Source organism: Streptomyces sp. MUM 2J (genome assembly GCF_022414535.1).
Classification (GTDB): domain Bacteria; phylum Actinomycetota; class Actinomycetes; order Streptomycetales; family Streptomycetaceae; genus Streptomyces.
Genome location: NZ_JADWYM010000038.1, coordinates 23,404 through 49,966, shown reverse-complemented (window position 1 = coordinate 49,966; position 26,563 = coordinate 23,404). Strand labels below are relative to the sequence as shown.

The window sequence follows — 26,563 nt, the reverse complement described above, 5'->3', positions numbered from 1 at the left end:
TTACAGAGGCGCGGAACCAACGGCTAGGGTGGCCAACGTAAAGCACTCGCGGGAGCCCGGACGCACCGGGCTGAGAGGGAGGCTGGCGGCCTCCGACCGTACGAACCTGATCCGGGTCATGCCGGCGAAGGGAGGGGCTGGACGCCCATGTCGCCTACGCGTACGTCAGACGTCCTCGTCGTCGGGGGCGGGATCATCGGGCTGGTGACGGCCTGGCGGGCCGCGCAACGCGGGTTCGCCACCGCCGTCGTCGACCCCTCGCCCGGCGGCGGCGCCGCGCACGTGGCGGCCGGGATGCTGGCCGCCGTCACGGAACTGCACCACGGCGAGCAGACCCTGCTCGGGCTGAACCTGGCCTCGGCGCACCGCTACCCCGGCTTCGTGGCCGAGCTGGCCGATGTCACCGGGCACGACCTCGGCTACCGCCGCTGCGGCACGCTCGCCGTGGCCCTGGACGCCGACGACCGCGCCCACCTGCGCGAACTGCACGCCCTGCAGCGCCGGTCGGGGCTGGAGTCGCAGTGGCTGTCGGGGCGGGAGTGCCGCCGCCTGGAGCCGATGCTCGCACCCGGAGTACGCGGCGGCCTGCGGGTCGACGGCGACCACCAGATCGACCCGCGGAGGCTCTCGGCGGCACTGGTCACCGCGTGCGAGCGGTCCGGCGTGGTCTTCCACCGGGAGTGGGCCGAGCGGCTGGTGCTGGCCGGGGAGCGGGCCGCCGGGGTCGTCACCCGCGGCGGGGCAGCGCTGGGCGCGGGCCAGGTGGTGCTCGCGGCGGGCAGCCTCAGCGGCCGGCTGGCCGGCCTCCCGGACGGCGTGGTGCCACCGGTGCGGCCGGTCAAGGGCCAGGTGCTGCGGCTGGCCATGCCCGAGCGGCACGGCCCCTTCCTCAGCCGTACGGTGCGGGCCGTGGTGCGCGGCGGCCAGGTGTACCTGGTGCCGCGGGAGAACGGCGAACTGGTGATCGGCGCGACGAGCGAGGAGCTCGGCTGGGACACGACGGTCACCGCGGGCGGCGTGTACGAACTGCTGCGGGACGCGCACGAGCTGGTGCCCGGCCTCACCGAACTGCCGCTGACGGAGACCCTGGCGGGACTGCGTCCGGGCTCGCCCGACAACGCCCCGCTGCTCGGCCCGACCGGACTGGACGGGCTGCTGCTGGCCACGGGGCACCACCGCAACGGCGTCCTGCTCACACCGGTCACCGGGGACGTCATGGCGCACGTCCTGACGACCGGTGAACTCCCCGACGTCGCCCTGCCCTTCGCCCCGATCCGCTTCGGGGCACGCGCCGCACTCACGGAGCAGCCCGCATGAACATCTCCGTCAACGGCCGACCGCGGGAGATCGGCCCCGGCACGGTCCTCGACACCGTCGTGAGGTCCCTCACCGCCGCGCCCTCCGGTGTGGCCGCCGCGCTCAACGAGACCGTCGTCCCGCGTGCCGAGTGGCCCGCGACCGAACTCTTCGAGGGCGACCGCATCGAGGTCCTGACCGCCGTCCAGGGAGGCTGAACCATGGCTGACGACCCCTTCGTCCTCGGCGGCACGTCCTTCTCGTCCCGCCTGATCATGGGCACCGGCGGCGCGCCCAGCCTGGAGGTGCTGGAGCGCGCGCTGGTCGCCTCAGGCACGGAGCTGACGACGGTCGCGATGCGCCGTGTCGACCCCGGCGTGCACGGGTCCGTGCTGTCGGTGCTGCGGAGGCTGGGCATCCGGGTGCTGCCGAACACGGCGGGCTGCTTCACCGCCGGGGAGGCGGTGCTGACGGCCCGGCTGGCCCGGGAGGCGCTGGGCACCGACCTGGTCAAGCTGGAGGTCATCGCCGACGAGCGCACCCTGCTGCCCGACCCGATCGAACTGCTGGACGCCGCCGAGACACTGGTCGACGACGGGTTCACGGTGCTGCCCTACACCAACGACGACCCGGTCCTCGCCCGCAAGCTGGAGGACGCCGGCTGTGCGGCGATCATGCCGCTCGGTTCGCCGATCGGCTCCGGGCTCGGCATCCGCAACCCGCACAACTTCCAGCTGATCGTGGAGAACGCGCGCGTGCCGGTCGTCCTGGACGCGGGCGCGGGCACGGCGTCGGACGCGGCGCTGGCGATGGAGCTGGGGTGCGCGGGCGTGATGCTGGCCTCGGCGGTCACGCGGGCGCAGGAGCCGGTACTGATGGCCGCAGCCATGCGCAACGCCGTGGAGGCGGGGCGGCTGGCCCACCGGGCGGGGCGGATTCCGCGCCGTCACTTCGCCCGGGCGTCCTCCCCGAACGAGGGTGTGGCCCGTCTCGACCCCGAGCGGCCGGCCTTCTGAGTCCCGCCCCTCGGCACCCGGCCGGCGGCACCGCGCAACCGCGGGGTCGGGGCGGGCGCGGGGACGTCGCGGGGACGCGGAGGCACAGGCCTGCGGAGGTGGAGACGCAGGTCACCGCGGGCCGGGGGGCGCCGTCACGACGCCGGTCCGGACGTCACAGCTCGGCTGCAGTCGCGCCCCGATCCCGTGGCCGGGTGAGGCGTGTCGGTCCCGGCTCGTAGACTCACCTGCGTGGATGCGACCCTTCAGGACCCTCTCGTCGGGCAGGTGCTCGACGGTCGTTACCGCGTGGACGCGCGGATCGCGGTCGGCGGGATGGCCACGGTGTACCGGGCCGTGGACACCCGCCTCGACCGCGTGCTCGCGCTGAAGGTGATGCACCCCACGCTCGCCGCCGACGGCACGTTCGTCGAGCGGTTCATCCGGGAGGCTAAGTCCGTCGCACGGCTCGCCCACCCGAACGTGGTGCAGGTCTTCGACCAGGGCACGGACGGGTCGTACGTCTATCTGGCCATGGAGTACGTCGCCGGGTGCACCCTGCGCGACGTGCTGCGCGAGCGCGGCGCGCTGCAGCCGCGCGCCGCCCTGGACATCCTGGAGCCGGTGCTGGCCGCGCTGGGCGCGGCGCACCGCGCCGGGTTCGTGCACCGCGACATGAAGCCGGAGAACGTCCTGATCGGGGACGACGGCCGGGTCAAGGTGGCCGACTTCGGGCTGGTGCGGGCGGTGGACACCGTCACCCACACCACCGGTGCGGTACTCGGCACCGTCTCCTACCTGGCTCCGGAGCAGATCGAGCACGGTGTCGCCGACCCGCGGGCCGACGTGTACGCGTGCGGCGTCGTGCTGCACGAGATGCTGACCGGGCAGAAGCCGCACGAGGGGGAGTCCCCCGCCCAGGTGCTCTACAAGCACCTCCACGAGGACGTGCCGCCGCCGTCCGCGGCCGTGCCGGGACTGCCCTACGCCCTGGACGAGCTGGTGGTGTCGGCCACCGCGCGCTCCGCGGAGGTACGGCCGAACGACGCGGTGGCGCTGCTGGCGCAGGCACGTGAGGCGCGGGCCGGGCTCTCCGAGGAGCAGCTGGACGCCGTACCGCCGCAGGCGCGTGCCCAGGAGCACGACAACGCGCAGGACCGCACGAGCGTCATCCCGCGCGCGCCGGCCGTCCCGCGCCCACTGCCGGTGAACGAGGACGCCGAGGACGAACAGCAGGTCCTGCACCGCACGAGCCGCCTGGAGAGCCCGCCGGCCGTCCCGCCGCGGCGCCGCCCGGCGCGCCCACGGCAGCGGCTCTTCACCGTGATCGCCGCCCTGCTGGTGGTGCTCGGCGTCGGCGCGGGCGTGTGGTACATCAACTCCGGGCAGTTCACCAGGGTGCCCCGGCTCCTTGCGAAGACCGAGGCGCAGGCACGGCAGGAGCTGAAGGACGCCGGGCTGGGTGTGAGCGTCGAGCGGGACTACAGCGACACCGTCGAGCGCGGGACCGTCATCGGCACCGATCCGTCCGCGGGCGCCCGGATCCGCGGCAACGGCTCGGTGACACTGCGCATCTCGCGAGGTCCGGAGACGGTGGAGGTCCCGGACCTGCAGGGCTACCGGCTGGACAAGGCGAAGTCGGTGCTGAAGGACAGCGGCCTGGAACCGGGCATGGTCACCCGGGAGTTCAGCGACGACGTGCCCGAGGGTTTCGTGATCGGCTCGGCCCCGGCGGCCGGCACCGAGCGCCACGCGGGTTCCGCGATCGCGCTCACCGTGAGCCAGGGCCGCCCGGTCGAGGTGCCGGACGTCACCGGCGAGGATCTGGACGAGGCGAAGGCCGATCTGGAGGGCGCCGGGCTGACGGTGGAGGTGTCCGACGAGCGGGTCCACTCCGAGTTCGACGCCGGGCAGGTGGCCGCGCAGACCCCGGACGGCGGCAGCGAGGCCGCGGAGGGCGACACCGTGACGCTGACCCTGTCCAAGGGGCCGGAGATGGTCGAGGTCCCGGACGTGGTGGGCCGGAAGGTCGACGACGCCAAGCAGGAACTGAGGGCGGCGGGCTTCGAGGTCGAGGAGGACCGCGGGTTGCTCGGGCTGTTCGGCGACAAGGTCAGGAAGCAGTCCGTGAAGGGCGGCGACACGGCCCCGAAGGGCTCGACGATCACGATCACCATCCGGTGACGTACGCCACCGGTGGCCGGGCCGTCCGGCCACCGGGGCGCACCGGAGCGCATGGCAGGCTGAACGGGTGAGAAGTCAGCAGGCGAAAGCCCCCTTGCGCAACCCTGTCGGTGCCCACGTCCCCGTCGCCGGCGGGTTGCACGCGGTCGGCCTGCCGTACGCCCGCGACCTGGCTGCGGAGGCTGTGCAGGTCTTCGTCGCCAACCCGCGCGGCTGGGCCACGCCCACCGGGAATCCGCGGCAGGACGAGGCGTTCCGCGCGGCCTGCGCGGACGCGTCGCTGCCGGTGTACGTGCACGCCCCCTACCTGATCAACTTCGGTTCGCACACCGAGGCCACGGTCGAGCGGTCGGTGCAGTCGCTTCGGCACTCGCTGCGGCGCGGGCGGGAGATCGGCGCGCTCGGTGTCGTCGTGCACACGGGCAGCGCGACCGGGGGGCGGGAGCGGCCGGTGGCACTGCGGCAGGTGCGGGAGCACCTGCTGCCGTTGCTGGAGGAGCTGACCCACGACGACGACCCGTTCCTGCTGCTGGAGTCCACCGCCGGGCAGGGCGCGTCCCTGTGTTCGCGGACCTGGGACTTCGGCCCGTACTTCGAGGCGCTCGACGCGCATCCGAGGCTGGGCGTGTGCCTCGACACCTGCCACATCTTCGCGGCCGGCCACGACCTGACCGGCCCGAGCGGCATGCACGAGACGCTCGACCTGCTGGTGGACACGGTCGGCGAGGACCGGCTGAAGCTGATCCACGCCAACGACTCCAAGGACGTGGCCGGCGCGCACAAGGACCGGCACGAGAACATCGGTGCAGGCCACATCGGCGAGGATCCGTTCCGGGCACTGATGTCCCACCCGGCGACGCAGGGCGTACCGCTGGTGATCGAGACTCCCGGCGGCAAGCAGGGGCACGCGGCCGATGTGGAGCGGCTGAAGAAACTGCGCGACGAATGACCCGACCCGGGGAATACCCCATGGGGGTATAGGGTTCCGGTGTGATGCAGGCACCGTCACCTGACCTTGGGGGCACACATGCAGCACGCGGCGCACACCGCAGACGATCACCACCTGGCACACCACGCGCAGGGGCACGCGCACCACGTCCCGGCCGGCGCGAGCTGGACCGTGGCGGCGCAGGCCACGCTGCACTGCCTCACCGGGTGCGCCATCGGCGAGGTGCTCGGCATGGTGATCGGCACCTGGCTCGGCTGGGGCAACGGGCCGACGATGGTGACGGCGGTCCTGCTCGCCTTCCTCTTCGGCTACTCGCTCACCCTGCGCGGCATCCTCAGGGCCGGCGTCGGCCTCGCGGCGGCCGTCCGGGTGGCCCTGGCCGCGGACACCCTGTCGATCGCGGTGATGGAGCTGATCGACAACGGCGTGATCGCCGTGTGGCCCGAGGCGATGGCGGCGCGGCTGGACGAGGCCCTGTTCTGGGGGTCGCTGGCGGTCTCCCTGGTCCTCGCCTTCCTGGCCACCACCCCGGTCAACAAGTGGATGATCGGCCGCGGCAAGGGGCACGCGGTGGTGCACCGGTACCACCACTGACACGCCTCGGGGGCGTCAGGAGCACCCCCCGCCGCCGGGAGTCAGAGCTCGGGGCCGTCCCCGGGCTCTTCCTGGTAGGAGTACCGCTGCTCCTTCCAGGGGTCGCCGATGTTGTGGTAGCCGCGCTCCTCCCAGAAGCCACGGCGGTCGGCGGTCATGTACTCCACGCCGCGGACCCACTTGGGCCCCTTCCACGCGTACAGGTGCGGGACGATCAGCCGCAGTGGGAAGCCGTGCTCGGCCGTCAGCAGCTCACCGTCCTTGTGGGTGGCGAAGAGTGCGCGGTCGGCGGTGAAGTCGGACAGGCGCAGGTTGGAGCTGAATCCGTACTCCGCCCACACCATCACATGGGTGACCTCGGGGGCGGGCGGCGCGATGTCCAGGATCGCCCGGGCGGGAATGCCGCCCCACTCCGCGCCGAGCATGCTGTACTTCGTCACACAGTGCAGATCGGCAACGACGGTGGCGTAGGGCAGGGCCGTGAGCTCCTCGTGGGTCCAGCAGTGCTTCCCCCCGTCGGCGGTGGCACCGAAGACCCTGAACTCCCAGCGCTCGGGCCGGAACTTGGGGACCGGACCGTAGTGCGTGACCGGCCAGCCCTTCTGCAGTCGCTGCCCCGGCGGAAGCTCGGACCGTGCTGCATCTCCAGATTCCTGCTCCACCGGATGACCCATGACTCCATCCTGACAGACCCGGAGCGGTGCACTGGACGGGGCACCCCGCAGAACCGGACAAGCAATACCAAGCATGCCCGTACTTACTAAGTCAACACTTACTGGACGATCTTCTGGGGCGGTGCAATCATGCCGCCGCAACCCCTCCACAGTTCCGCACGCGGAAGGAGCCTGGCGCGATGCAGGGCGACCCCGAGGTCATCGAATTCCTCAACGAGCAGCTGACCGGTGAGCTGACCGCGATCAACCAGTATTTCCTGCACGCCAAGATGCAGGAGAACTTCGGCTGGACCAAGCTCGCGAAGTACACCCGGCACGAGTCGTTCGACGAGATGAAGCACGCCGAGGTGCTCACCGACCGGATCCTGTTCCTGGACGGGTTGCCGAACTACCAGCGGCTGTTCCACGTCCGGGTGGGGCAGACCGTCAGGGAGATGTTCGAAGCCGACCGGCAGATCGAGGTGGAGGCGATCGACCGGCTCCGGCGCGGCATCAAGGTGATGCGCGAGAAGGGGGACATCACGTCCGCGAACATCTTCGAGGACATCCTCGCCGACGAGGAGCACCACATCGACTACCTCGACACGCAGCTGGAACTGCTGGAGAAGCTCGGTGAGGCGCTCTACGTCGCCCAGCTGATCGAGCAGCCGGAGAGCTGAGCAGTCCGGGTGAGGTCCGCCACGGATCGGCAGTCCTCCGAAGGGGGCGCGGGAAACCGCTCGGCCTGCCACGAAGGCGCCACGGGCGGCCCATGGCATGCGTCGCGGTACTCGGCCGGGGCGTTCAGGCGGCCTCGTCCAGGGCGGCTGCCAGGACCTGCCCCTCCCCGGCGGCCGGCTCGCGGCGCGGGACGGACCCGCGGCCCAGCAGCGCCTGGATCCGGCGGACGCAGGAACCGCAGTCCGTGCCGGCCTTGCAGGCGGACGCCACCTGGCGGGGGGTGCAGGCGCCGCTCTCCACGTGCTGCTTGACCTGCTGCTCGGTGACGCCGAAGCAGGAGCAGACGTACACGCGGTTCACCTCCCGCCGGGTTCCTTCACTGACGCCCCCCATGATCGGTGAGGCTAACCTAACCTTACCCATCGCGCCGGGGCCGCGAAAGTGCTGTGGGGCGCGGATCGCATGTGATCCGCGCCCCACTCCGCTTCACACCCGCCGACGGGTGCTGCCGGACGAAACCGTCACTGGTCCCGGTACATCTCGGCGACCAGGAAGGCCAGGTCGAGCGACTGGCTGCGGTTGAGCCGCGGGTCGCACGCCGTCTCGTAGCGCTGGTGCAGGTCGTCGACGAAGATCTCGTCGCCGCCGCCCACACACTCGGTGACGTCGTCGCCGGTGAGCTCCACGTGGATGCCGCCCGGGTGTGTGCCGAGCGCCTTGTGGACCTCGAAGAAGCCCTTGACCTCGTCGAGCACGTCGTCGAAGCGGCGGGTCTTGTGACCGGAGGCCGCCTCGAAGGTGTTGCCGTGCATCGGGTCGGTCACCCAGGCCACCACGGCGCCGGACGCCGTGACCTTCTCCACCAGCTCGGGGAGCTTGTCGCGGATCTTGTCGGCGCCCATCCGGACGACGAAGGTGAGCCGGCCGGGCTCGCGCTCGGGGTCGAGGCGCTCGATGTACTGCAGTGCCTCCTCGGCCGTCGTGGTCGGTCCGAGCTTGATCCCGATCGGGTTGCTGATCCGGGAGGCGAACTCGACGTGCGCGTGGTCCAGCTGCCGGGTGCGCTCGCCGATCCACACCATGTGGCCCGAGACGTCGTACAGCTGCCCGGTGCGCGAGTCGACGCGGGTGAGCGCCGTCTCGTAGTCGAGGAGCAGCGCCTCGTGCGAGGCGTAGAACTCGACGGTCTTGAACTCCTCCGGGTCCGCCCCGCAGGCGTGCATGAAGTTCAGCGCGTTGTCGATCTCCCGCGCCAGCTGCTCGTAGCGCTGCCCGGACGGGGACGACTTCACGAAGTCCTGGTTCCAGGCGTGGACCTGGCGCAGGTCGGCGTAGCCGCCGGTGGTGAAGGCGCGCACCAGGTTCAGCGTGGAGGCCGAGGCGTGGTACATCCGCTTCAGCCGCTCGGGGTCCGGGATGCGCTCGGCCTCGGTGAACTCGAAGCCGTTGACGGAGTCGCCCCGGTACACCGGCAGGGTCACGCCGTCACGCGTCTCGGTCGGCTTGGAGCGCGGCTTGGAGTACTGCCCGGCGATGCGGCCCACCTTCACCACCGGCACGGAGGCCGCGTAGGTGAGGACGGCGCCCATCTGGAGCAGCGTCTTGAGCTTGTTGCGGATGTGGTCGGCGGACACCGCGTCGAAGGCCTCGGCACAGTCGCCGCCCTGGAGGAGGAACGCCTCACCCTTGGCGACGGCCGCCAGCCGGGCGCGCAGCTGGTCGCACTCGCCGGCAAAGACGAGCGGCGGATACGACTCGAGGTCCGCGATCACTGCGCGCAGAGCCTCGGTGTCGGGGTACTCGGGCTGCTGCGCCGCGGGCAGGTCTCGCCAGGAGTTGCCAGCGCTGAGGCTGGTCTTCGCGTTCACGGTCACGCCCTCCACATTACGGGGTCGTGTCGACCGACTTTCGCGTGGCTCGACAGATGAGACAGGACCGCGCGATGCCGCTTGTTCCCTCCCCGGTAACATCAGCCACTTCTTCAACGCTGGTTTACATCCATTCAATCTTCGTATCCACAGGGGTGGGGGACTTGACCGCGGGTCATCGCAGGGACCGCAAGAAGAAACGCATGCTCGTCTACGGCGTCGCCTCGGTGGTGGCCGCCGCGACCACGGCCGGCACCCTGGCCCTGGCCTCGCCAGGGCTCCTGGGCTCGGACGGGCACCAGGGGCCGCCCCCGACGCTGCAGGACCAGTTCGAACACGCCGCCAAGGAGTTCGACGTCCCGCAGAGCGTGCTGATGGCGGTGTCGTACCGGCAGACGCGCTGGGAGGACCACGACGGTCTGCCGAGCACCACCGGCGCCTACAACGTGATGGGTCTCACGGACGTCGACAAGGACGATCTCGGGGACGGCCACGACGGCGAGGCCGACGAGCGCAGGAACCAGCTCGACCACATGAACCTCAGTGGCGACCCGGCCATCGAGAAGCACTTCGACGCGGACAAGGCTCTGCGGAGCCTGCGCAAGAAGCCCGTCGACACCAGCGACCCGCGTCTGCACACCCTGGACGAGGCCGCCGACCTCATCGACGTCTCCACGACCAAGGTGCAGAACGACACCCGGCAGAGCATCCGCGCGGGTGTGCCGCGCTCCTGGCCAAGTACCAGAAGGACGCCACCGGGTCGCTGCCCGAGGACCCGGGCGCCTGGTACCCGGCCGTGGCCCGCGCGAGCCAGGCCACCGACCGCAAGGGCGCGGACCTCTTCGCCAAGCGCGTGTACGAGTCGATCAAGACCGGTGAGCGGCGGGTCACCACGGACGGCCAGACCCTGACGCTGCCGGCCGACCCGTCGGTGAAGCCCGACACGTCGTCCGAGCTGGAACTCGCCGGGGCCGTGGCGGGCGCCACCGCCACACCCGACTGCCCGTCCGGCCTGAACTGCGACTTCCGCCCCGCCGCGTACACGCAGAACAGCTCCGACAACACCGACTGGGGCAACTACGGCGTCGCCGGCCGCCCCACGACCGGTCACGAGATCCGCTACATCCTCCTGCACGACACCGAGGGCAGCTACGACGGATCCCTCGCGGTCTTCCAGAACTCCCACACGTACGCCAGTGCCCACTACCTGATCCGCGCCTCCGACGGTCTCGTCACCCAGATGGTCGAGAACAAGAACGAGGCGTGGCATGCCGGCAACAAGAGCATGAACATGCACTCGATCGGCATCGAGCACGAGGGCTACGCGATCAAGGACGGCAGCTGGTACACCGAGCCGCAGTACGAGTCCTCCGCGGCACTGGTGAAGTACCTGGCGGCCGAGTACGACATCCCGCTGGACCGTGAGCACATCATCGGCCACGACGAGGTCCCCGGCCCGCTGGACAGCAACGTCCGCTCCCAGCACTGGGACCCGGGTCCCTTCTGGGACTGGAACCACTACATGCAGCTGCTGGGCGCCCCGACCGGTGCGGGCGGCGCCGGCGGCCTGTACGAGGCCGGCCAGCTGATCCGGATCGCACCGCCGTTCACCTCCGCCAACCAGCCGACGCTCACCAACGGCGGCACGGCGGTCGCCGCGCAGCCGGCGAACTTCGTGTACCTGTACACGTCGCCCTCCACCTCCTCGGCCAGGATCACCGACGCCTACCTCGGCAACGTGAACCCGACCGACGGCGCGAACTGGGCCGACAAGGCCGTCGCCGGCGGTGAGTACGTGGTCGCCGAGGCGCAGCAGGACTGGACCGCCATCTGGTACGGCGGCAGGAAGGCCTGGTTCTACAACCGGGGCGGTCAGTTCGCCGCGGCCGTCGGCACGCAGAGCGTGATCACGCCCAAGGCGGGCAGGAGTTCCGTCCCGGTCTACGGGCGCACCTACCCCGAGGACGCGGCGTACGGCGGGACCGGGGTGCCGGTCCAGGGCGGCAACACCGCCTCGCTGACCGAGTACAGCGTCCTCGCCGGGCAGAAGTACACGCTGGGCGGCTCGGCCGTGACCGGCTCGTACTACAACAGCGGCACCTACGACGGGTCCGGCACGGGCTCGCGCACGGTGGTCGTGGGCAGCACCAACACCTTCTACCCGATCCGCTTCAACCACCGGGTCGCCTGGGTGCGCACCTCGGACGTCGACGTGGTGAACAGCACCGCTCCCGACCCCGGCACCGACCGCTACAACATCCTCGGGCGCGACAAGTACGGCACGCTGTGGCAGTACCAGGGCACCGGCGACGCCGGCTCCCCGTTCTTCGGCCGCTACCGCGTCGGCGGCGGCTGGAACACCTACGACACGGTCACGCCGCTGACGGCGCTGCGGGCGAACGGCACGGGCGACATGGTGGCCCGCGACGGCAGCGGCGTGCTCTGGTACTACAAGGGCAGCGGCAACCCGTCCGCGCCGTTCCTGTCGCGGACCCGGGTCGGCGGCGGGTGGTACGTCTACAACACCATCCTCGGCGCCCGGGACCTCACCGGCGACGGCAGGGCCGACCTGATCGCCCGCGACGGCAGCGGTGTGCTGTGGCTGTACCAGGGCACCGGCGACACCGGCGCCCCGTTCGCCGCCCGCAGCCGGATCGGCGGCGGCTGGTACGTCTACGACACGATGGTCAGCACCGGCGACCTCGACGGCGACGGCAAGGCCGACCTGGTCGCCCGCGACGGCAGCGGTGTGCTGTGGTTCTACCGGGGCACCGGCGACGCCGCCGCTCCCTTCGCGGCGCGCACCCGGGTCGGTGGCGGCTGGTACGTCTACGACGTGCTCAACGGGCCGAGCGACCTGAACCGCGACGGCAGGACGGACCTGATCGCCCGGGACAAGGACGGTGTGCTCTGGTTCTACGAGGGCACGGGCAACGCCTCCGCGCCGTTCGCCTCGCGGAGCCGGATCGGCGGAGGCTGGTACATCTACGACATGATCGTCTGACACCGGCCGCGCGGATGCGTTAAGGTGCGTCCCATGTACGCGCCGACGCACCAGAACTGGTGGTGGACCGCTCATCCGGCGGCCCACTGACCGCGCGTACATCCAGACGACGCGAAGGCCGCCCCGAGGGCGGCCTTCGGCGTTTCCCGGCCCGGGCCGTTCCTCCCAGCGAGAAGGAAACGGACCCATGACACTGCTCGACCTCCTCGACGATCCCCGCCCGTTCGCCCTGCTGCGCCGCCGCACGCCGGGCCACGACGAGAACACCGTCGAGGTGCTGATCGGCCCGGTCGCCTCCTGCGAACGCCTCGCCGATCTGCCCGGCGAGGGCCTCGCGCTCGTCCCCTTCCGGCAGATCCGCGAGCGTGGCTTCGACGTCCGCGACGACGGCACGCCGCTGGCCGTCCTCGTCCCCGAGGAGACCCGCACCCTCACGCTGGAGGAGGCCCTCGCCCAGCTGCCCGGGCACCGCGTCCGCGTCGAGGACGGAGGCTTCGACGTGCCCGACGAGGAGTACGCCGAGACCGTCTCCCGCGTGCTGCGCGAGGAGATCGGGCGGGGCGAGGGCGCCAACTTCGTGATCCGGCGGACCTACGAGGGCCGGATCCCCGGCTTCGGCAGGGCCGACGCGCTGGCCCTGTTCCGGCGGCTGCTGGAGGGCGAGCGGGGCGCCTACTGGACGTTCGTGGTGCACACCGGGGAGCGGACGCTCGTCGGTGCCAGCCCCGAGGTGCACGTGCGCATGTCCGGCGCGCGACCCTGCGCCGGCGGGGCGGGGACGGGCACGGTCGTGATGAACCCGATCAGCGGGACCTACCGCTACCCCACCGGGGGCCCCACCCCCGAGCACCTGCTCCGGTTCCTCGCCGACGGCAAGGAGATCGAGGAGCTGTCCATGGTCGTGGACGAGGAACTGAAGATGATGTGCACGGTCGGCGACATGGGCGGGGTCGTCGTCGGGCCTCGGCTGAAGGAGATGGCGCACCTGGCGCACACGGAGTACGAACTCCGCGGAAAGTCCTCGCTGGACGTGCGCGAGGTGCTGAGGGAGACCATGTTCGCGGCGACCGTCACCGGGTCCCCCGTGCAGAACGCCTGCCGGGTGATCGAACGGCACGAGACCCGCGGGCGCGGCTACTACGCCGGCGCCCTGGCCCTGCTCGGCCGGGATGCCGGCGGCGCCCAGACCCTCGACTCCCCCATCCTCATCCGCACCGCCGACATCTCCGCCTCCGGGCGGCTGCGCGTACCGGTCGGCGCCACCCTGGTGCGCGGCTCGGACCCGGCCGGCGAGGTCGCCGAGACCCACGCCAAGGCGGCGGGGGTGCTCGCGGCCCTGGGGGTGCGGCCGTCCCGGCCCCGCGCGGAGCGGGCGCGGCCCCGGCTGGCCGACGACCCCCGGGTGCGCGCGGCGCTGGACGGGCGGCGGGCCTCGCTGGCACCGTTCTGGCTGCGGATGCAGCAGCCGGCGCGGGAGCCGGCCGGGCACGCCCTGGTCGTCGACGCCGAGGACACCTTCACCGCGATGCTGGCGCACGTGCTGCGGTCGAACGGGACCACCGTCTCCGTCCGGCGGTACGACGAGCCCGGTCTCGACCGGGCGGTCCTGGCGCACGAGGGCCCGCTGGTCCTCGGCCCCGGTCCCGGTGACCCCTGCGACCTGGCCGACCCCAGGATGCGCTTCCTGCGCGAACTGACCTCGGCGGCGCTGCGGGAGCACCGCCACGGTGTCCTGGGTGTCTGCCTCGGTCACGAGCTGATCGCGGCCGAGCTGGGCCTGGAGATCGTGCGGAAGGAGGTGCCGTACCAGGGGGCTCAGACGGTGATCGACCTGTTCGGGCACACGGAGACGGTCGGCTTCTACAACAGCTACGTGGCCCGCTGCGACGACGAGACCGCGCGGAGGCTGGCCGCACGCGGCATCGAGGTCAGCCGGAACGCGGCGCACGAGGTGCACGCGCTGCGTGGGCCGGACCCCTCCGCGGGCGCGCCGGGGAACGCGTTCGCCGGCGTGCAGTTCCACCCGGAGTCGGTGCTGACGCTGAACGGCGCCGCCGTCGTCGGGCGGCTGCTGGGTCAGCTGCGGGGCACCAGCACGTTCTCCGAGCGGCGGCCGGCCCGGTAGTCGAGGACGTTGCTCACCGTGGTCTCGACGATCTGTCCGACGGCCTCCACGGTGTAGTACGCCTGGTGGGAGGTGACCAGGACGTTCGGGAAGGTGAGCAGGCGGGCCAGCGTGTCGTCCTCGATCGCCTGGAGGGACTTGTCGAGGAAGAACAGACCCGCCTCCGCCTCGTACACGTCGAGGCCGACGCCCGTGAACCGTCCGGCGCGCAGCTCGTCGACGAGGGCAGCGGTGTCGATCAGGCCGCCGCGGCTGGAGTTGACCAGGACGGCGTCGTCCTTCATCACCTTCAGCGCGGCGGCGTCGATGAGGTGCTGGGTCTGCGGCATCAGCGGGACGTGCAGGGTGACCAGGTCGGACTGGGTGAGCAGTTCCTCCTTGGAGACGTACTTCATGCCGAGGTCCAGGCAGGCGGGGTTCTCGGCGACGTCCCAGCCCAGCAGCCGCATGCCGAAGCCGTGGGCGATCCTGGCGAACGCCTCGCCGATCTTGCCGGTGCCGAGCACACCGGCCGTGCGGCCGTGCATGTCGCGGCCCATCAGCCCGTCGAGCCGGAAGTCGAAGTCGCGCGTGCGGGTGGAGGCCCGCACGATCCGCCGGTTGACCGCCATGGCGAGCGTCCAGGCGAACTCGGCGACGGAGTGGGGCGAGTAGTACGACACCCGGGCGACCGTGATGCCGAGCCGCTCGGCGACGGTCAGGTCGACGTTGTTGAAGCCGGTGGAACGCTGGGCGATCATCCGGGTCCCGCCGGCCGAGAGGATCTCCAGGACGCGGCCGTTCAGGTCGGCGTTGACGCTGCTGGAGACCACCTCGTAGCCGGTCGCGATCGGAGCGGTGTCCTCGTTGAGGAACACGTCCAGGCAGCGGACCTCGTGGTGACCGGCGAAGGCCCGCTCCATCAGCGGCTTCTCGTCGGCCTGCACTCCGAAGGCCAGGATCTCCATCGACTCTCCCGTTCGGGTCGGCATGGGCCGAATATACGGCCCCGGGCCACGGCGGCCGGCCGGCCCCCGGGCCGGTCGGGCACCCCGTCAGCCGAAGAACACTCCGGCCTCCTCGTACAGCTTCACATCCACCGTCTTCAGCCTCGCCGTGGCCTCGGCCAGCGGGACGCGGACGATGTCCGTGCCGCGCAGGGACACCATCGTGCCGAAGTCCCGCTCGTGCACCGCGTCGACGGCGTGCAGGCCGAAGCGGGTGGCGAGCCAGCGGTCGAAGGCGCTGGGCGTGCCGCCGCGCTGCACATGGCCGAGCACGGTGGTGCGGGCCTCCTTGCCGGTACGGCGCTCGATCTCCCTGGCGAGCCACTCGCCGATGCCGGAGAGCCGGACGTGCCCGAAGGGGTCCTGCGAGTTGTCCTTGAGAACCATGGAACCGTCCCGGGGCACGGCCCCCTCGGCGACGACGACGATCGGGGCGTACGAGGACCTGAAGCGCGACGTCACCCAGGCGCACACCTGGTCGATGTCGAAGCGCTGCTCGGGGACGAGGATGACGTTGGCGCCGCCGGCGAGACCCGAGTGCAGAGCGATCCAGCCGGTGTGGCGGCCCATCACCTCCACCACGAGGACCCGCATGTGGGACTCGGCGGTGGTGTGCAGGCGGTCGATGGCCTCGGTGGCGATGCCGACGGCGGTGTCGAAGCCGAAGGTGTAGTCCGTGGCGGACAGGTCGTTGTCTATCGTCTTCGGGACGCCGACGCAGGGCACGCCGTACTCGTCGCACAGACGTGCGGCGACCCCGAGGGTGTCCTCGCCGCCGATCGTGATGAGCGCCTCGACGTCGTGCTCGGCGAGGTTCTCCTTGATGCGCCGGACGGCGTTGTCGTGCCGGAGCGGATGGGTGCGCGAGGAGCCGAGGATGGTGCCGCCGCGGGGCAGGATGCCGCGTACGGCGGGGATGTCGAGGCGGACGGTGTCCCCTTCGAGGGGGCCGCGCCAGCCGTCGCGGAAGCCGATGAAGCCGTGGCCGTACTCCTGGACGCCCTTGCGGACGACGGCCCGGATGACGGCGTTGAGGCCGGGACAGTCCCCGCCGCCGGTCAGTACTCCGATCCGCATGGAATGGGTCCCTTCGCCGCGGTTGCCGCGTGCGAGCGGCGCTGGCGAGCCGAAAGAGGCTCTCCCAGCACGCTAATGGTGACGCAGGTCACTTCGGCAGGACCGCAACGGGCAATTCCGGTGAATTCCCCGGCGGTTGGCTGACGGCGCGGGCGGGGCGGCGCGGCCCGCCCGGCTCACTCGTCGTCCAGGCCCCGCTCGATGGCGTAGCGCACCAGCTCGACGCGGTTGTGCAACTGGAGCTTGCCGAGGGTGTTCTGGACGTGGTTCTGCACCGTGCGATGGGAGATGACGAGGCGTTCGGCGATCTGCTTGTAGCTGAGCCCCTTGGCGACCAGGCGCAGCACCTCCGTCTCGCGGTCGGTGAGCCGGGGCGTGCCCGGCTCGCCGCCGCCGGCGCCGGCGGGCGGCGCGGGCTCGGAGGCGAGCCTGCGGTACTCGCCGAGGACCAGACCGGCCAGGCCCGGCGTGAACACCGGGTCCCCGACGGCGGTGCGGCGGACCGCGTCCCGGAGTTCCTCGGTGGACGCCGACTTCACCAGGTAGCCCGTCGCACCGGACTTGACCGCCTCCAGCACGTCGGCGTGCTCGCCGCTGGCCGACAGCACCAGCACGCGCAGTCGCGGATGGGCGGAGACGACCTCCTTGCAGACCTGGACGCCGGGCTTGCCGGGCAGGTTCAGGTCCAGCACCAGCACGTCCGGCAGGGCGGCGCGGGCGCGCCGGACGGCCTGCTCGCCGTCGCCCGCGGTGGCGACCACCTCGAAACCGGACTCGGCCAGGTCGCGGGCGACCGCGTCGCGCCACATGGGGTGGTCGTCGACCACCATGACCCTGATCGGCCCCCGCTGCTCGCTCATCACCGCTCCGCCTTCCCCCGTGTCCGGGTTCCGTCTCTGGGTACCGTCAACTCGACCTCCGTGCCCTGCCCCGGGACCGAGACCCACTCGGCGGTGCCTCCGAGGTCGCGCAACCGTCCCCGGATCGACAGGGCCGCGCCGAGCCGGCCCTCGCTCTCGGCCTGCGCCAGCCGGCCCTCGGGAATGCCGGGCCCGTCGTCCCGCACGGTCACGATCACGGCGTCGGGCTCGTCCTCGACGAGGATCCAGGCATGGGCGCCGGACCCGGCGTGCTGGCGTACGTTGTCCAGCGCCGCCCCGACGGCGGCGGCCACCTCCCGCGCGGCGGCCGGGGGCAGCGGCACGGGGGCGCCCGGTTCGGCGAGGCTGACGCGGGCGCCGGCGTGCGGGGCGAGCAGGGAGCGCAGGTCCAGGGGAGCACCGTCGCGTGACTCGCCCTCCACCACGCGGACGACGGCGCCGCCGGCGGCGTCCCGGGGAAGGCGGGAGACCGGGACGAGGCCACCGGAGACCAGGCTGCGCAGCGCCACCTCCTGCTCCCCGGCGAGACGGCCCAGCTCGGCCGCCTCGCCACCGAGCGCGGACCCGCGGCGCTTGACCATGGCCAGGACCTGGAGCACTCCGTCGTGGATGTCCCGGGCCAGCCGCTCCCGTTCCCGGGTAGCGGCCTCGATCTCCAGGGCGCGGGCGAGGGTGCGCTCGGAGGCGCGGGCGACCTCGACGACGTAGCCGATGGCGATGGAGGCGACCCACACCAGGATCACGTTGTGCACGGTGTCCCGGGCCGGGGCGCCGCGCTCGATCAGGTTGGCGACGGCGACGGCGGTGGAGGCCAGCGCCGCCCAGCGCCAGCCGCCCTTGATCGCGAAGGCCAGCACCGAGCCGGCGGTCCAGATCGACGGCAGAGTGGGGCCGCCCTCGACGATCCGCTGGTGCGAGTCGGCGACGGGGGTGAGCAGGATGCCGGTGAGGGCGATCGTCAGGTCGGCGGCGAGGAAGCGGCGGGTGCAGGACGCCGCGCTCGCCACCCTGGGCAGCGTGGCCAGGGTCCACACGCCCAGCACGCCGTAGTAGGCGACGGCGATGCCGGGACGGGGGAAGCTGCCGTAGGCGGTGGCGAACAGCCCGACCGCGTACAGCATCGTCAGCACCCGGTAGGCGGCGAGGGCGCGCCACAGCGGCAGCTCGACCGACATCCTCACGACCTTCGCCCGTTTGGGCATGTCCCCACCCCGAGTCCCGGACCGCCCCCGACAGCCCCGTCACCCGCCCGGCCCGCCGGGCGTCGCCGGTGCCGCGACCGGAGGGTTCACCGGCTCGCGACGGCCGGCGGACCCATCGGTCACGGCACTAGCTCTCCTGCTTCTCTTTTCTCGCCTGGTCCTTCTCCGCCTTCGCCAGCGCCGCCCTGGCCTCCTTCTCCGCCTTGGCGGCCTCCGCGATCTGCCGCTTGGCGGCGGTCGCGTACATGTCGACGTACTCCTGGCCGGAGAGCTTCATGATCTCGTACATGACCTCGTCGGTCACCGCGCGCAGCACGAAGCGGTCGTGCTCCATGCCCTGGTAGCGGGAGAAGTCCAGCGGCCTGCCGATCCGGATACCGGGCCGCATCACCTTGGGGACGACCTTCCCCGGCGGCTGGATCTTCTCGGTGTCGATCATCGCCACCGGGATCACCGGTGCGCCCGTGGCGAGCGCCACGCGCGCGAGGCCGCCGGGCTTGCCGCGGTAGAGGCGGCCGTCGGGCGAGCGGGTGCCCTCCGGGTAGATCCCGAACAGCTCGCCACGCTCCAGCACCTCGATGCCGCTCCTGACGGCCGCCTCGCCCGCGCCGCGCGCGCCCGAGCGGTCGACCGGGAGCTGCCCGACGCCCTTGAAGAACGCGGCGGTGAGCCGGCCCTTCACCCCGGGCGTGGTGAAGTACTCGGCCTTCGCGATGAAGGTGACCTTCCGGTCGAGCACCGCGGGCAGGAAGAACGAGTCGGAGAACGAGAGGTGGTTGCTCGCCAGGATCGCCGGGCCCTCGGCGGGAATGTTCTCCAGGCCCTCCACCCAGGGCCGGAAGACGAGCTTCAGCGGCCCCCCGACGGAAACCTTCATCGCGCCGTACAACAACCGAGTGCCTCCTGATGTGTGTCGATCAGACCTTAACCCCACCGGCGCCGAACAACCCGACGGCCCTGGTCGGTGTCAGTGCGGTCGCGTACGGTGAACCTCACCTGGACGTTGCTCATGCCTTTCTCATGAACAGGAGACCGAAGGTGGCGGTCCTTCCTGGAGCCGAGCCGTACCGCCATGAGGGCGGGGAGGCCGGCGTCCTCCTCTGTCACGGTTTCACCGGTTCCCCGCAGTCGCTGCGCCCCTGGGCGAAGCACCTCGCCGGTCACGGACTGACCGTGTCGCTGCCCCTGCTTCCCGGGCACGGCACACGCTGGGAGGACCTCCAGGTCACCGGCTGGCAGGACTGGTACGCGGAAGTGGACCGGGAACTGCGTGCCCTGCGCGAGCGCTGCACGCACGTGTTCGTCGCCGGGCTGTCCATGGGCGGCGCACTGGCGCTGCGCCTGGCGGCACGGCACGGCGACGCGATCAGCGGCGTCGTCGTGGTGAACCCGGCGAACAGGGTGCACGGCCTGTCCGCGTACGCCCTCCCGGTGGCCCGGCACCTGGTGCGGACGGCGAAGGGCATCGCGAGCGACATCGCCCGGCCGGACGGCGCGGAACTGGGCTACGACCGGGTGCCGCTGCACGCGGCGCACTCGCTGCGCACCTTCCTCCGGCTGGTCGACGGCGAGCTGCCGCAGGTCACGCAGCCGCTGCTGCTGTTGCGCAGCCCGCAGGACCATGTGGTGCCCCCGGCGGACTCGGCCCGGATCCTCGGACGGGTCTCGTCCGTTGACGTTACGGAGGTCCTGCTGGAACAGAGCTACCACGTGGCGACGTTGGACCACGATGCAGAGCGGATCTTCGACGAGAGCCTCGCCTTCATCGGCCGGCTCGCTCCGGGTGTCGGCAAGGAAGGGACGACGGCAGGTGGCTGAGCACGACGCGGACCGCGGGGACGGTCTCGACGAGCCGGAGGAGCAGAGCGTGCCCTTCGACGAGACCGCGGCCTGGGAGGCGATCGTCGCCGGGTACGGCGCGGAGCCCCCGGACCCGCCGGGATCCAAGCCGTTCCGGTCCGTGGAGGACCTGGCGCTGCCGGAGCCGGAGGCGGACGTGGACGAACCGGAGAAGCAGCCCGACGGCAAGGGCGGCAGGCCCGCGGCACCACTGGGCGGCTCGGTCTCCTTCGCCCCGGGCGTCGGCCCGCGCGACTACTCGCTCTCCGAGCCGTCCGAGGACGACCTGGACGAGGACGACGAGGGGCACTTCGTGCCGCCGGAGCCGCCCCCGCTGCCCGAGTCGGACACGACCGCCCGGTTCGCGTGGCTGGGCGTGATCGGCGGCCCGGTCCTCCTGCTGCTGGCCGTGCTGCTCGGCTGGGACATGACCTGGTGGCTGACGACGCTCTGCGTCGGCGGCTTCCTCGGCGGTTTCGCCACCCTGGTGATGCGGATGCGGACCGACGACGACGGCACCGACGATCCGGGGCGGGGCGCGGTGGTCTAGGGGGCGCTTCGAACGTCCGGTGCGGTGCCCGCGGTGTCCGGTGCGTGCTCTCGGCGGGCCGGACGAAATACCTCGTACCGGATGTACCCCGGCTTACGACCGGTGCGGCGAGAGTGCGTGCCGGGCGCCGTGGGTGCTGTGCGGGACCGTCGAAACACCCCCTAGGGGGCCGGGGTCGATTCCGCGCAGGCCGCAGCGGAGGGCCGGTGCTGGTGGGCGGGGACTCTCAGGGCGGCCAGGACCGGGAGGTGGTCGGTGGCCGCCCGCAGGTCGGCCGCGGTGATCCCCGGAAGGTCCTCGGGGACCCCGCAGCCGAGGACGTCGATGCCGGCCGTGGCGAAGATCGCGTCGATGCGGCGGGCGGGGTCGCCCGGCCAGGTGTGCTCGCCGCCCCACGGGGCGACGGCGCGGCAGTCCTGGAGGCGCCCGGCCAGGCGGCGGAAGGTGCGGCCCTCAGGACGTTCGTTGAGGTCACCGCCCGCGACGACGTGCTCCGCGCCCATGGCGTCGAGCCGGTCCAGGAGCAGGCCGCCCTGCGTGTACCGCTCCTCCTGCTCCAGCGACAGGTGGCAGCTGAGCACGCCGAGCCGGGTCCCGCCGAACCGGACGACGGCGGTGGCGAAGCCGCGCCGGTGCAGGCCGGGGGTGTACGGCAGCAGGACGTCCTCGGTGCGGTCGACGGTGGCGCGAAGGCTGCACAGGATCGCGGGGCCCGCGGCGGTGGCCCCGCCGGTGAGGATCACGAGGTCGGCGGCGTGGGCCAGCCGGGCGAGCTTCTTGCGCCAGCGGAAGAAGCGCGGGGCCTCCTGGACGAGGACCAGATCAGGCGCGCAGGCCCGGATCACGCGGGCGAGGGCGTCGATGTCGTCGCGCATCGAACGGATGTTGTAGCCCAGAACCCGGATGACGGCTGAACCGTCTCCTTCGGTGCGGGAGTTGGGGAGCGGGAGCGGCGCCATGCCGATCAATGTACGCCCCGCGGCCCGGGGCGCGGGGACCGCGCGCGGGCCGGTCGTCCTGGCCGGTCGCGCTGCCCCCCGCGCTCTCGGGAAACCGCAGCGAGAGCCGCTACATGATCGGGTCGGGCTCGCGGGCCAGGTCGGCCGCGCCCACCAGGCCGGCCTTGTTCCCCAGCTCGGCCGCGCGGACCTCGGCGACCGGGCGCCAGTTGCCGCCGACCAGCCAGCGCTTGTACGACTTGCGGATCGGGTCCAGCACCAGCTCGCCCTCGTCGGAGAGGCCACCGCCGACGATGAAGGCGGAGGGGTCGAACAGGGAGGCCAGGTCGGCGAGGCCGGCGCCGACCCAGCGGGCCAGCTCGCGGTAGGAGTCGACGGCGACCGGGTCGCCCTGCCGGGCCGCCATGGAGATGTGCTTGCCCTCGATGCCGTCCGGGGTGCCGTCGCCGAGCGCCAGCAGCACGTCGGCGTTCTCGGGGGTGGCGTTGGCGCGCTGCTTGGCGTAGCGGACGAGGGCGCGGCCGGAGGCGTACTGCTCCCAGCAGCCCTGCGAGCCGCAGCCGCACAGCAGGCCGTCGGGCACCATGCGGATGTGGCCGAACTCCGCGGCCACGCCGAAGTGGCCGCGGCGCAGCTTGTTGCCGATGATGATGCCGCCGCCGAGGCCGGTGCCGAGGGTGATGCAGATGACGTTCCGGTGGCCCTTGCCGGCACCGAACTTGTACTCGCCCCAGGCGGCGGCGTTGGCGTCGTTCTCCACGACGACCGGAAGCCCGGCGCGTTCCTCGACCTTCTGCTTCAGCGGCTCGTTGCGCCAGTCGATGTTCGGGGCGAAGTAGACCGTCGAACGCTGGCGGTTGACGTATCCGGCGGCGCCGATGCCCACACCGACGATGTCGTGTCCCGCGCGTGCGCCCTCCACGGCCGAGGCGATGGCGTCCACGATGGCCTCGGGCGTGGTGGGGGTCGGCACCTTGAAGGTCGAGAGGATGTTGCCTTCCTCGTCGACCACGCCGGCCGCGATCTTCGTGCCGCCGATGTCGACGCCGATGGTGAGTCCCATGAATCCCTCAGTTTCGGTCGAGCCCCGCTACGGCCAACGGTACCCGAGGCCTTGCGGTCGGGGTTCCGTCGTCCGGCGGACGGACACGACGAGGGAGGGTCAGTCGAGGTCGATGCGCTGCCCGGGACCGGTGCCGTCGCCGCCGTCACCGCCGTCGGGGTCGCGGTCGTTGTCGCTCGGGCCGCCGAGGTCGTCGCGGAGGCCGGAGGTCCAGCGCCTCTCCTGGGCCTGGACGGCGGAGCGGTAGGCGGCGAGCAGTTCCCCGCCGGCGGCGGCCAGGTGGTCGAAGACGTCCGGGTTGCGCTCGATGACCGGCTCGACGGCCGTCCTGGCCTGCTCCACGACCTGCCGGACCACCTGCTGGGCGGCGGGCCCCGCGACCGCGCCGAGCAACGGGGACTGCAGGTCGGCGAGCTTCTCGGCGACCGCGTCGACGAGCTTGCGCAGCTCCTCGGCGGCCGAGCCGGACGACGGCCCGTGGGCGCCGCGGCGGCGGGCCTTCTCCTCCGCGAGGTCCTCGGCGCAGGCGGTGGCCCACGCGTCGTCGTCGGTGTCGGCGGCGAGAGGCACCTCGTGCTCCGCGGGCTCGGGCGTGGGGCTCTCTTCGCTCATGACGGACTCCTGACTGCGGTTCGTCTCTCCGACGTTACCCGAACGGGGGTACGCGGTTCACGGGGTGCGGGGCCACAGGGCCGGATCCGGCGCGAACCGGATGCGCAGCTCACCCTCGCGCAGGGCGGCGCCGTCGACCGTGCACCGGCGCAGGGCGGAGGGGAGAGGGACGACGCGGCGGAACGGGCCTGCGGTGACCACGAGTTCGTCGCCGCGCCGGACCAGGTCGAGGTCGTCGCGGGTGGCGCCGGGCAGCGGGATGTGCCAGACCAGGACGCCGTCGTCGGCGAGCCGGTCGGTGACGGGCCACGCGGCCGGTGAGGTGCCGGGCGCGGCGCCGGGCAGGGCGAGCGCGGCCAGGTCGTCGGTGCCGCGCGGGTCGCGGCCGAGGTGGGCGACGGTGCGGACGCTGCCGTGCTCGTCCCGCCAGTCGTCCAGGGCCTTGCGCTGCTGGGCCACGGGCCCGGCGAGCCACGATCCCGCCGGGTCGTCGGGGAGGACGCGGGTCGCGACGAGCAGTTCCACGGGCAGGGCGCGCAGCGCGACACCGAGCGCGGCGGTGCGCAGGGCGTCGGTACCGGCCGGTCCGGGTTCGGCGACCAGCCGCACCGCGGTCCCGCGGTCGGCGAGGACGGCCTCCACGGCGGCCAGCTCCATGTCCCAGCGGGCGGCGGTGTCGTACAGCCACTCCCCGGGCATCGGCACGCCCGCGAGCCGGCCGAGGACGGGGCGCAGGGCGCGGGCGGCCTGCCGCTCGGGCGGGAGCAGACGGCGCAGGTAGCGGCGGAGTTCCGCGGGGAGGGCGAGCAGGGCCAGGGCCTGCGGGACGGGCGGGAGGTCGACGACGAGCAGGTCGTGGGCCTCGGAGAGGGCGGCGTCACGCAGCGCGCGCAGCAGGGCGAGCTCCTCGGCACCGGGCAGCGGGGTGACCTCCTCGGGGTCGAGACGGGCGGCGCCGAGCAGGTCGAGGACGTTGGCGGCACGGTCCTGGAAGGCGGCGAGGTCGTCGCGGAAGGCGGCGGGTGCGTCGGGCCGCCAGGCGGTGAGGCGCGGGGCGGCCTGCGTGGGGGCCGGGCCGGTGGGGGTGCCGAGGACCGCGCCGAGCGTGTCGGAGCGGTCGGCACTGAGCAGCAGGGTGCGGGTGCCCTCCTGGGCGGCGGTCAGTGCGGTGGCGGCGGCGACCGTCGTACGTCCGCTGCCGCCCGGGCCGGTGATCAAGAGGGTGCGCATGAGGGTGCACGCTACCGAAGCCGGGCCGCGCTCCCGGGTGCCCGGCGCGGCGGCCGGGCCGGTCCCGAAGGCGTCACGGGGTGCCGCAGGGCCCGCCGGCACCGCCCAGGGGCCCCCGGGGCGGCGGATCCGGCCGCGCCGGCCCGGGCGGGGAGCGGGCCGCTCTACGGCGCCGACTCCACCCTCTTCTTCAGGCCCGCCAGCGCCCGGTCGATGATGACCTTCTCCGCCTTGCGCTTGATCATGCCGAGCATGGGGATCTTGACGTCGACGGTCAGCCGGTAGGTGACCTCGGTGGCGTCCGCGCCGGCCGGCTTCAGCAGGTACGAGCCGTCCAGGGCGCGCAGCATCTGGGACTTGACCAGGGTCCACGAGACCTCGTTGTCACCGGCCCAGGTGTAGGCCAGCGTCTGGTCGTCCTTGATGGCGCCCGCGTCCATGACGAGCCTGACCTGCTCGGCGCGTCCCTGCTCGTCGGACTTGAGGACCTCCGCCTCCTTCACCTCACCGGTCCAGTCGGGGTAGCGGGCGAAGTCGGCGATGACCGCCATGACGTCGGCCGGTGCCGCCTCGATCGTGATGCTCGAGCTGGTGTGTTCCGCCATCGCCGTGGCTCCTCCAGATGCGGGCCGGTGAAAGGTCGGCAGGTGTGCTGCGTGTGCAGCGTGAAGGCTACCGCGCTGCGGACCGGCCGCCTTCACCCCATCTGTGCACATCAGCGGGATCCCGTCACCATTCCAGCGCCCACGGCCTTCCCGTGCCCGCGAAGTGCCCCACGTTCACGCACTCCGTCGCACCGATCCGCATCCGCCGCGCCAGCGGCTGGTGGACGTGGCCGAAGAGCGCGTAGCGGGGGCGGGTCCGGCGGATCGCGTCCAGCAGGGCCCGGCTGCCGCGCTCGAAGCGGCGCGCGACGGTGTCGTAGGTCAGTTCGGGAACGTCCGGCGGGATGTGCGTGCACAGCACGTCGACCTCGCCGACGGCCTCGATCTTCGCCGCGTACTCCTCGTCGCTGATCTCGTAGGGCGTGCGCATGGGCGTGCGCAGTCCGCCGCCGACGAACCCGAAGACCAGCCCCCCGATCTCCGCCCGTTGCCCGTCGAGGACCGTGGTGCCGGGCCCGGCGTACTCCCGCCACAGCGGCGGCATGTCGACATTGCCGTAGGTGGCGTACGTCGGAGTGGGGAATGCCCGGAACAGTTCGTCGTACTGCCGGCGCACCGCGCGCTCGATGACCTTGGCGCGGTCGCCCTCGATGCCGGCCCACAGCCGGACGCCGAGCTCCCTCGCCTCCGTGAAGCGGCGGGCGGTGCGCAGCGCCACCATGCGGTCGGCGTTCTCCTCTCCGAACAGGTCGGGGAAGATGCCGCGCGAGTGGTCGGCGTAGTCGAGGAAGAGGACCAGATCGCCCAGGCAGATCAGGGCGTCCGCGCCGTCGCCTGCGCGGGCCAGGTCGCGCACGTTGCCGTGGACGTCGCTGACGACATGGACGCGGTGCCGCGTCCTGCGATGTGCGGCCGGTGTGGGTGGCATGACGATCAAGCGTAGAAGGAGGGCGCCCCCTGTGAACAGTGGCGGCCGGACCTGCGGTTACTGGCTTCGCGGGAAAGGGGTGGACTACTGTGCGCGGGGGAACGCCATTCCGTGTGACGCAGCGAACATCTCGCCGGGCCCCCCTGTCGGAAAAGCCATACCGGCGGGTAACGTCCGGGCAGTCCAGTCGTGCTCAGGAATTCAACCAGTGGGCTCCGCGTCCCGCCGGCGACCTCCTGGGTGCCTGACCGAGCCTTGGACCGCACCGTCGCATCACACAAC

At 72.3% G+C, this 26,563-nt stretch carries 25 protein-coding genes, 1 pseudogene and 1 riboswitch; of the genes and pseudogenes, 12 read left to right on the top strand and 14 right to left on the bottom strand.

Features of this window, described 5'->3' with window-relative positions:
* Positions 1-38: 38 nt before the first annotated feature.
* Positions 39-150, top strand: a riboswitch (TPP riboswitch).
* The 6 genes from thiO to I3F54_RS25205 all read left to right on the top strand — a co-directional run bounded on the left by thiO (position 148) and on the right by I3F54_RS25205 (position 6,018).
* Positions 148-1,317, top strand: a complete 1,170-nt coding sequence (gene thiO, locus I3F54_RS25230; protein WP_240121199.1) for a glycine oxidase ThiO — start codon at positions 148-150, stop codon at positions 1,315-1,317. Its footprint overlaps the riboswitch before it by 3 nt.
* The gene (gene thiS, locus I3F54_RS25225) at positions 1,314-1,514 is read left to right on the top strand and encodes a sulfur carrier protein ThiS (protein ID WP_240121198.1); all 201 of its coding nucleotides are present in this window, start codon (positions 1,314-1,316) and stop codon (positions 1,512-1,514) included. The genes thiO and thiS overlap by 4 nt, the downstream gene beginning before the upstream one ends.
* 3 nt (positions 1,515-1,517) lie before the next feature.
* Complete coding sequence (locus I3F54_RS25220; RefSeq protein ID WP_240121197.1) at positions 1,518-2,312, top strand: thiazole synthase; 795 nt, start codon at positions 1,518-1,520, stop codon at positions 2,310-2,312.
* A 231-nt stretch (positions 2,313-2,543) separates the two neighbouring features.
* Positions 2,544-4,475, top strand: a complete 1,932-nt coding sequence (gene pknB / locus I3F54_RS25215; protein WP_240121196.1) for a Stk1 family PASTA domain-containing Ser/Thr kinase — start codon at positions 2,544-2,546, stop codon at positions 4,473-4,475.
* Positions 4,476-4,542: 67 nt separating this feature from the next.
* Positions 4,543-5,424 carry a deoxyribonuclease IV gene (locus tag I3F54_RS25210; protein ID WP_240121195.1) on the top strand — a complete coding sequence of 294 codons (882 nt, stop codon included), beginning with the start codon at positions 4,543-4,545 and terminating at the stop codon, positions 5,422-5,424.
* A gap of 78 nt (positions 5,425-5,502) precedes the next feature.
* On the top strand, positions 5,503-6,018 hold the full coding sequence (locus I3F54_RS25205; protein ID WP_240121194.1) for a DUF4396 domain-containing protein: 516 nt from the start codon (positions 5,503-5,505) through the stop codon (positions 6,016-6,018).
* A 41-nt stretch (positions 6,019-6,059) separates the two neighbouring features.
* Here the strand turns inward: I3F54_RS25205 and I3F54_RS25200 are convergent, their stop codons facing one another.
* Complete coding sequence (locus tag I3F54_RS25200) at positions 6,060-6,692, bottom strand: sulfite oxidase-like oxidoreductase (protein ID WP_240121193.1); 633 nt, start codon at positions 6,690-6,692, stop codon at positions 6,060-6,062.
* A 179-nt stretch (positions 6,693-6,871) separates the two neighbouring features.
* Between I3F54_RS25200 and bfr the strand changes: the two genes are divergently transcribed.
* Positions 6,872-7,351, top strand: coding sequence for a bacterioferritin (gene bfr, locus I3F54_RS25195; protein ID WP_240121192.1), 480 nt, complete (start codon positions 6,872-6,874; stop codon positions 7,349-7,351).
* 124 nt (positions 7,352-7,475) lie between these two features.
* On the opposite strand, the gene I3F54_RS25190 is transcribed toward bfr, so the two are convergent.
* Both I3F54_RS25190 and I3F54_RS25185 read right to left on the bottom strand, forming a co-directional pair.
* Positions 7,476-7,712, bottom strand: coding sequence for a bacterioferritin-associated ferredoxin (locus tag I3F54_RS25190; protein WP_240121218.1), 237 nt, complete (start codon positions 7,710-7,712; stop codon positions 7,476-7,478).
* Between the two features lie 161 nt (positions 7,713-7,873).
* Positions 7,874-9,226 (bottom strand): class II 3-deoxy-7-phosphoheptulonate synthase, encoded by a 1,353-nt coding sequence (locus I3F54_RS25185; RefSeq protein WP_240121191.1) that lies wholly within the window; start codon positions 9,224-9,226, stop codon positions 7,874-7,876.
* 158 nt (positions 9,227-9,384) lie between these two features.
* On the opposite strand from I3F54_RS25185, the pseudogene I3F54_RS25180 reads away from it, so the two are divergent.
* The 3 genes and pseudogenes from I3F54_RS25180 (at position 9,385) to I3F54_RS25175 (ending at position 14,349) form a co-directional block, all read left to right on the top strand.
* A pseudogene (locus I3F54_RS25180) lies at positions 9,385-12,224 on the top strand (N-acetylmuramoyl-L-alanine amidase).
* A gap of 33 nt (positions 12,225-12,257) precedes the next feature.
* Positions 12,258-12,314: a trp operon leader peptide gene (locus tag I3F54_RS32590; RefSeq protein WP_374205961.1), complete on the top strand. Its 57-nt coding sequence runs from the start codon at positions 12,258-12,260 to the stop codon at positions 12,312-12,314.
* A gap of 97 nt (positions 12,315-12,411) precedes the next feature.
* Entirely contained in the window at positions 12,412-14,349 is a 1,938-nt protein-coding gene (locus tag I3F54_RS25175) for an anthranilate synthase family protein (RefSeq protein WP_240121190.1), read from the top strand.
* Here I3F54_RS25175 and I3F54_RS25170 read toward each other — a convergent pair.
* The 5 genes from I3F54_RS25170 to I3F54_RS25150 form a co-directional block, all read right to left on the bottom strand.
* Positions 14,301-15,296, bottom strand: a complete 996-nt coding sequence (locus I3F54_RS25170; RefSeq protein ID WP_240121217.1) for a 2-hydroxyacid dehydrogenase — start codon at positions 15,294-15,296, stop codon at positions 14,301-14,303. The genes I3F54_RS25175 and I3F54_RS25170 overlap by 49 nt on opposite strands.
* An 87-nt stretch (positions 15,297-15,383) precedes the next feature.
* Entirely contained in the window at positions 15,384-16,412 is a 1,029-nt protein-coding gene (locus I3F54_RS25165) for a 6-phosphofructokinase (protein ID WP_240121189.1), read from the bottom strand.
* Positions 16,413-16,588: 176 nt separating this feature from the next.
* Positions 16,589-17,272: a response regulator transcription factor gene (locus I3F54_RS25160; protein ID WP_240121188.1), complete on the bottom strand. Its 684-nt coding sequence runs from the start codon at positions 17,270-17,272 to the stop codon at positions 16,589-16,591.
* Entirely contained in the window at positions 17,272-18,495 is a 1,224-nt protein-coding gene (gene macS / locus I3F54_RS25155; protein ID WP_240121187.1) for a MacS family sensor histidine kinase, read from the bottom strand. The genes I3F54_RS25160 and macS overlap by 1 nt, the downstream gene beginning before the upstream one ends.
* A gap of 127 nt (positions 18,496-18,622) precedes the next feature.
* Positions 18,623-19,372, bottom strand: a complete 750-nt coding sequence (locus tag I3F54_RS25150) for a 1-acyl-sn-glycerol-3-phosphate acyltransferase (protein ID WP_240121186.1) — start codon at positions 19,370-19,372, stop codon at positions 18,623-18,625.
* 161 nt (positions 19,373-19,533) lie between these two features.
* On the opposite strand from I3F54_RS25150, the gene I3F54_RS25145 reads away from it, so the two are divergent.
* Positions 19,534-20,313, top strand: a complete 780-nt coding sequence (locus tag I3F54_RS25145; RefSeq protein ID WP_240121185.1) for a carboxylesterase — start codon at positions 19,534-19,536, stop codon at positions 20,311-20,313.
* The gene (locus I3F54_RS25140) at positions 20,306-20,884 is read left to right on the top strand and encodes a hypothetical protein (RefSeq protein ID WP_240121184.1); all 579 of its coding nucleotides are present in this window, start codon (positions 20,306-20,308) and stop codon (positions 20,882-20,884) included. The genes I3F54_RS25145 and I3F54_RS25140 overlap by 8 nt, the downstream gene beginning before the upstream one ends.
* A 161-nt stretch (positions 20,885-21,045) precedes the next feature.
* On the opposite strand, the gene I3F54_RS25135 is transcribed toward I3F54_RS25140, so the two are convergent.
* The 6 genes from I3F54_RS25135 to I3F54_RS25110 all read right to left on the bottom strand — a co-directional run bounded on the left by I3F54_RS25135 (position 21,046) and on the right by I3F54_RS25110 (position 26,281).
* Complete coding sequence (locus I3F54_RS25135; protein ID WP_240121183.1) at positions 21,046-21,843, bottom strand: endonuclease/exonuclease/phosphatase family protein; 798 nt, start codon at positions 21,841-21,843, stop codon at positions 21,046-21,048.
* Between the two features lie 109 nt (positions 21,844-21,952).
* A complete protein-coding gene (locus I3F54_RS25130; protein WP_240121182.1) occupies positions 21,953-22,906 on the bottom strand; it encodes an ROK family glucokinase in 954 nt (317 codons plus the stop codon).
* A gap of 99 nt (positions 22,907-23,005) precedes the next feature.
* Positions 23,006-23,518 (bottom strand): DUF5304 domain-containing protein, encoded by a 513-nt coding sequence (locus tag I3F54_RS25125; protein ID WP_240121181.1) that lies wholly within the window; start codon positions 23,516-23,518, stop codon positions 23,006-23,008.
* Positions 23,519-23,575: 57 nt separating this feature from the next.
* Positions 23,576-24,748: an ArsA family ATPase gene (locus I3F54_RS25120; protein WP_240121180.1), complete on the bottom strand. Its 1,173-nt coding sequence runs from the start codon at positions 24,746-24,748 to the stop codon at positions 23,576-23,578.
* A 164-nt stretch (positions 24,749-24,912) separates the two neighbouring features.
* Positions 24,913-25,353: an SRPBCC family protein gene (locus tag I3F54_RS25115; protein WP_240121179.1), complete on the bottom strand. Its 441-nt coding sequence runs from the start codon at positions 25,351-25,353 to the stop codon at positions 24,913-24,915.
* A gap of 124 nt (positions 25,354-25,477) precedes the next feature.
* Positions 25,478-26,281: a metallophosphoesterase gene (locus tag I3F54_RS25110; RefSeq protein ID WP_240121178.1), complete on the bottom strand. Its 804-nt coding sequence runs from the start codon at positions 26,279-26,281 to the stop codon at positions 25,478-25,480.
* Positions 26,282-26,563 lie beyond the last annotated feature (282 nt).

Excerpts from the sequence above, each read along its gene's own strand:
- thiO (WP_240121199.1), top strand. The coding sequence starts at position 148 with ATGTCGCCTACGCGTACGTCAGACGTCCTCGTCGTCGGGGGCGGGATC.
- thiS (WP_240121198.1), top strand. The coding sequence starts at position 1,314 with ATGAACATCTCCGTCAACGGCCGACCGCGGGAGATCGGCCCCGGCACG.
- I3F54_RS25220 (WP_240121197.1), top strand. The coding sequence starts at position 1,518 with ATGGCTGACGACCCCTTCGTCCTCGGCGGCACGTCCTTCTCGTCCCGC.
- I3F54_RS25205 (WP_240121194.1), top strand. The coding sequence starts at position 5,503 with ATGCAGCACGCGGCGCACACCGCAGACGATCACCACCTGGCACACCAC.
- I3F54_RS25200 (WP_240121193.1), bottom strand. The coding sequence starts at position 6,692 with ATGGGTCATCCGGTGGAGCAGGAATCTGGAGATGCAGCACGGTCCGAG.
- bfr (WP_240121192.1), top strand. The coding sequence starts at position 6,872 with ATGCAGGGCGACCCCGAGGTCATCGAATTCCTCAACGAGCAGCTGACC.
- I3F54_RS25175 (WP_240121190.1), top strand. The coding sequence starts at position 12,412 with ATGACACTGCTCGACCTCCTCGACGATCCCCGCCCGTTCGCCCTGCTG.
- I3F54_RS25170 (WP_240121217.1), bottom strand. The coding sequence starts at position 15,296 with ATGGAGATCCTGGCCTTCGGAGTGCAGGCCGACGAGAAGCCGCTGATG.
- I3F54_RS25165 (WP_240121189.1), bottom strand. The coding sequence starts at position 16,412 with ATGCGGATCGGAGTACTGACCGGCGGCGGGGACTGTCCCGGCCTCAAC.
- I3F54_RS25160 (WP_240121188.1), bottom strand. The coding sequence starts at position 17,272 with ATGAGCGAGCAGCGGGGGCCGATCAGGGTCATGGTGGTCGACGACCAC.
- macS (WP_240121187.1), bottom strand. The coding sequence starts at position 18,495 with ATGCCCAAACGGGCGAAGGTCGTGAGGATGTCGGTCGAGCTGCCGCTG.
- I3F54_RS25150 (WP_240121186.1), bottom strand. The coding sequence starts at position 19,372 with ATGAAGGTTTCCGTCGGGGGGCCGCTGAAGCTCGTCTTCCGGCCCTGG.
- I3F54_RS25135 (WP_240121183.1), bottom strand. The coding sequence starts at position 21,843 with ATGGCGCCGCTCCCGCTCCCCAACTCCCGCACCGAAGGAGACGGTTCA.
- I3F54_RS25130 (WP_240121182.1), bottom strand. The coding sequence starts at position 22,906 with ATGGGACTCACCATCGGCGTCGACATCGGCGGCACGAAGATCGCGGCC.
- I3F54_RS25125 (WP_240121181.1), bottom strand. The coding sequence starts at position 23,518 with ATGAGCGAAGAGAGCCCCACGCCCGAGCCCGCGGAGCACGAGGTGCCT.
- I3F54_RS25120 (WP_240121180.1), bottom strand. The coding sequence starts at position 24,748 with ATGCGCACCCTCTTGATCACCGGCCCGGGCGGCAGCGGACGTACGACG.
- I3F54_RS25115 (WP_240121179.1), bottom strand. The coding sequence starts at position 25,353 with ATGGCGGAACACACCAGCTCGAGCATCACGATCGAGGCGGCACCGGCC.
- I3F54_RS25110 (WP_240121178.1), bottom strand. The coding sequence starts at position 26,281 with ATGCCACCCACACCGGCCGCACATCGCAGGACGCGGCACCGCGTCCAT.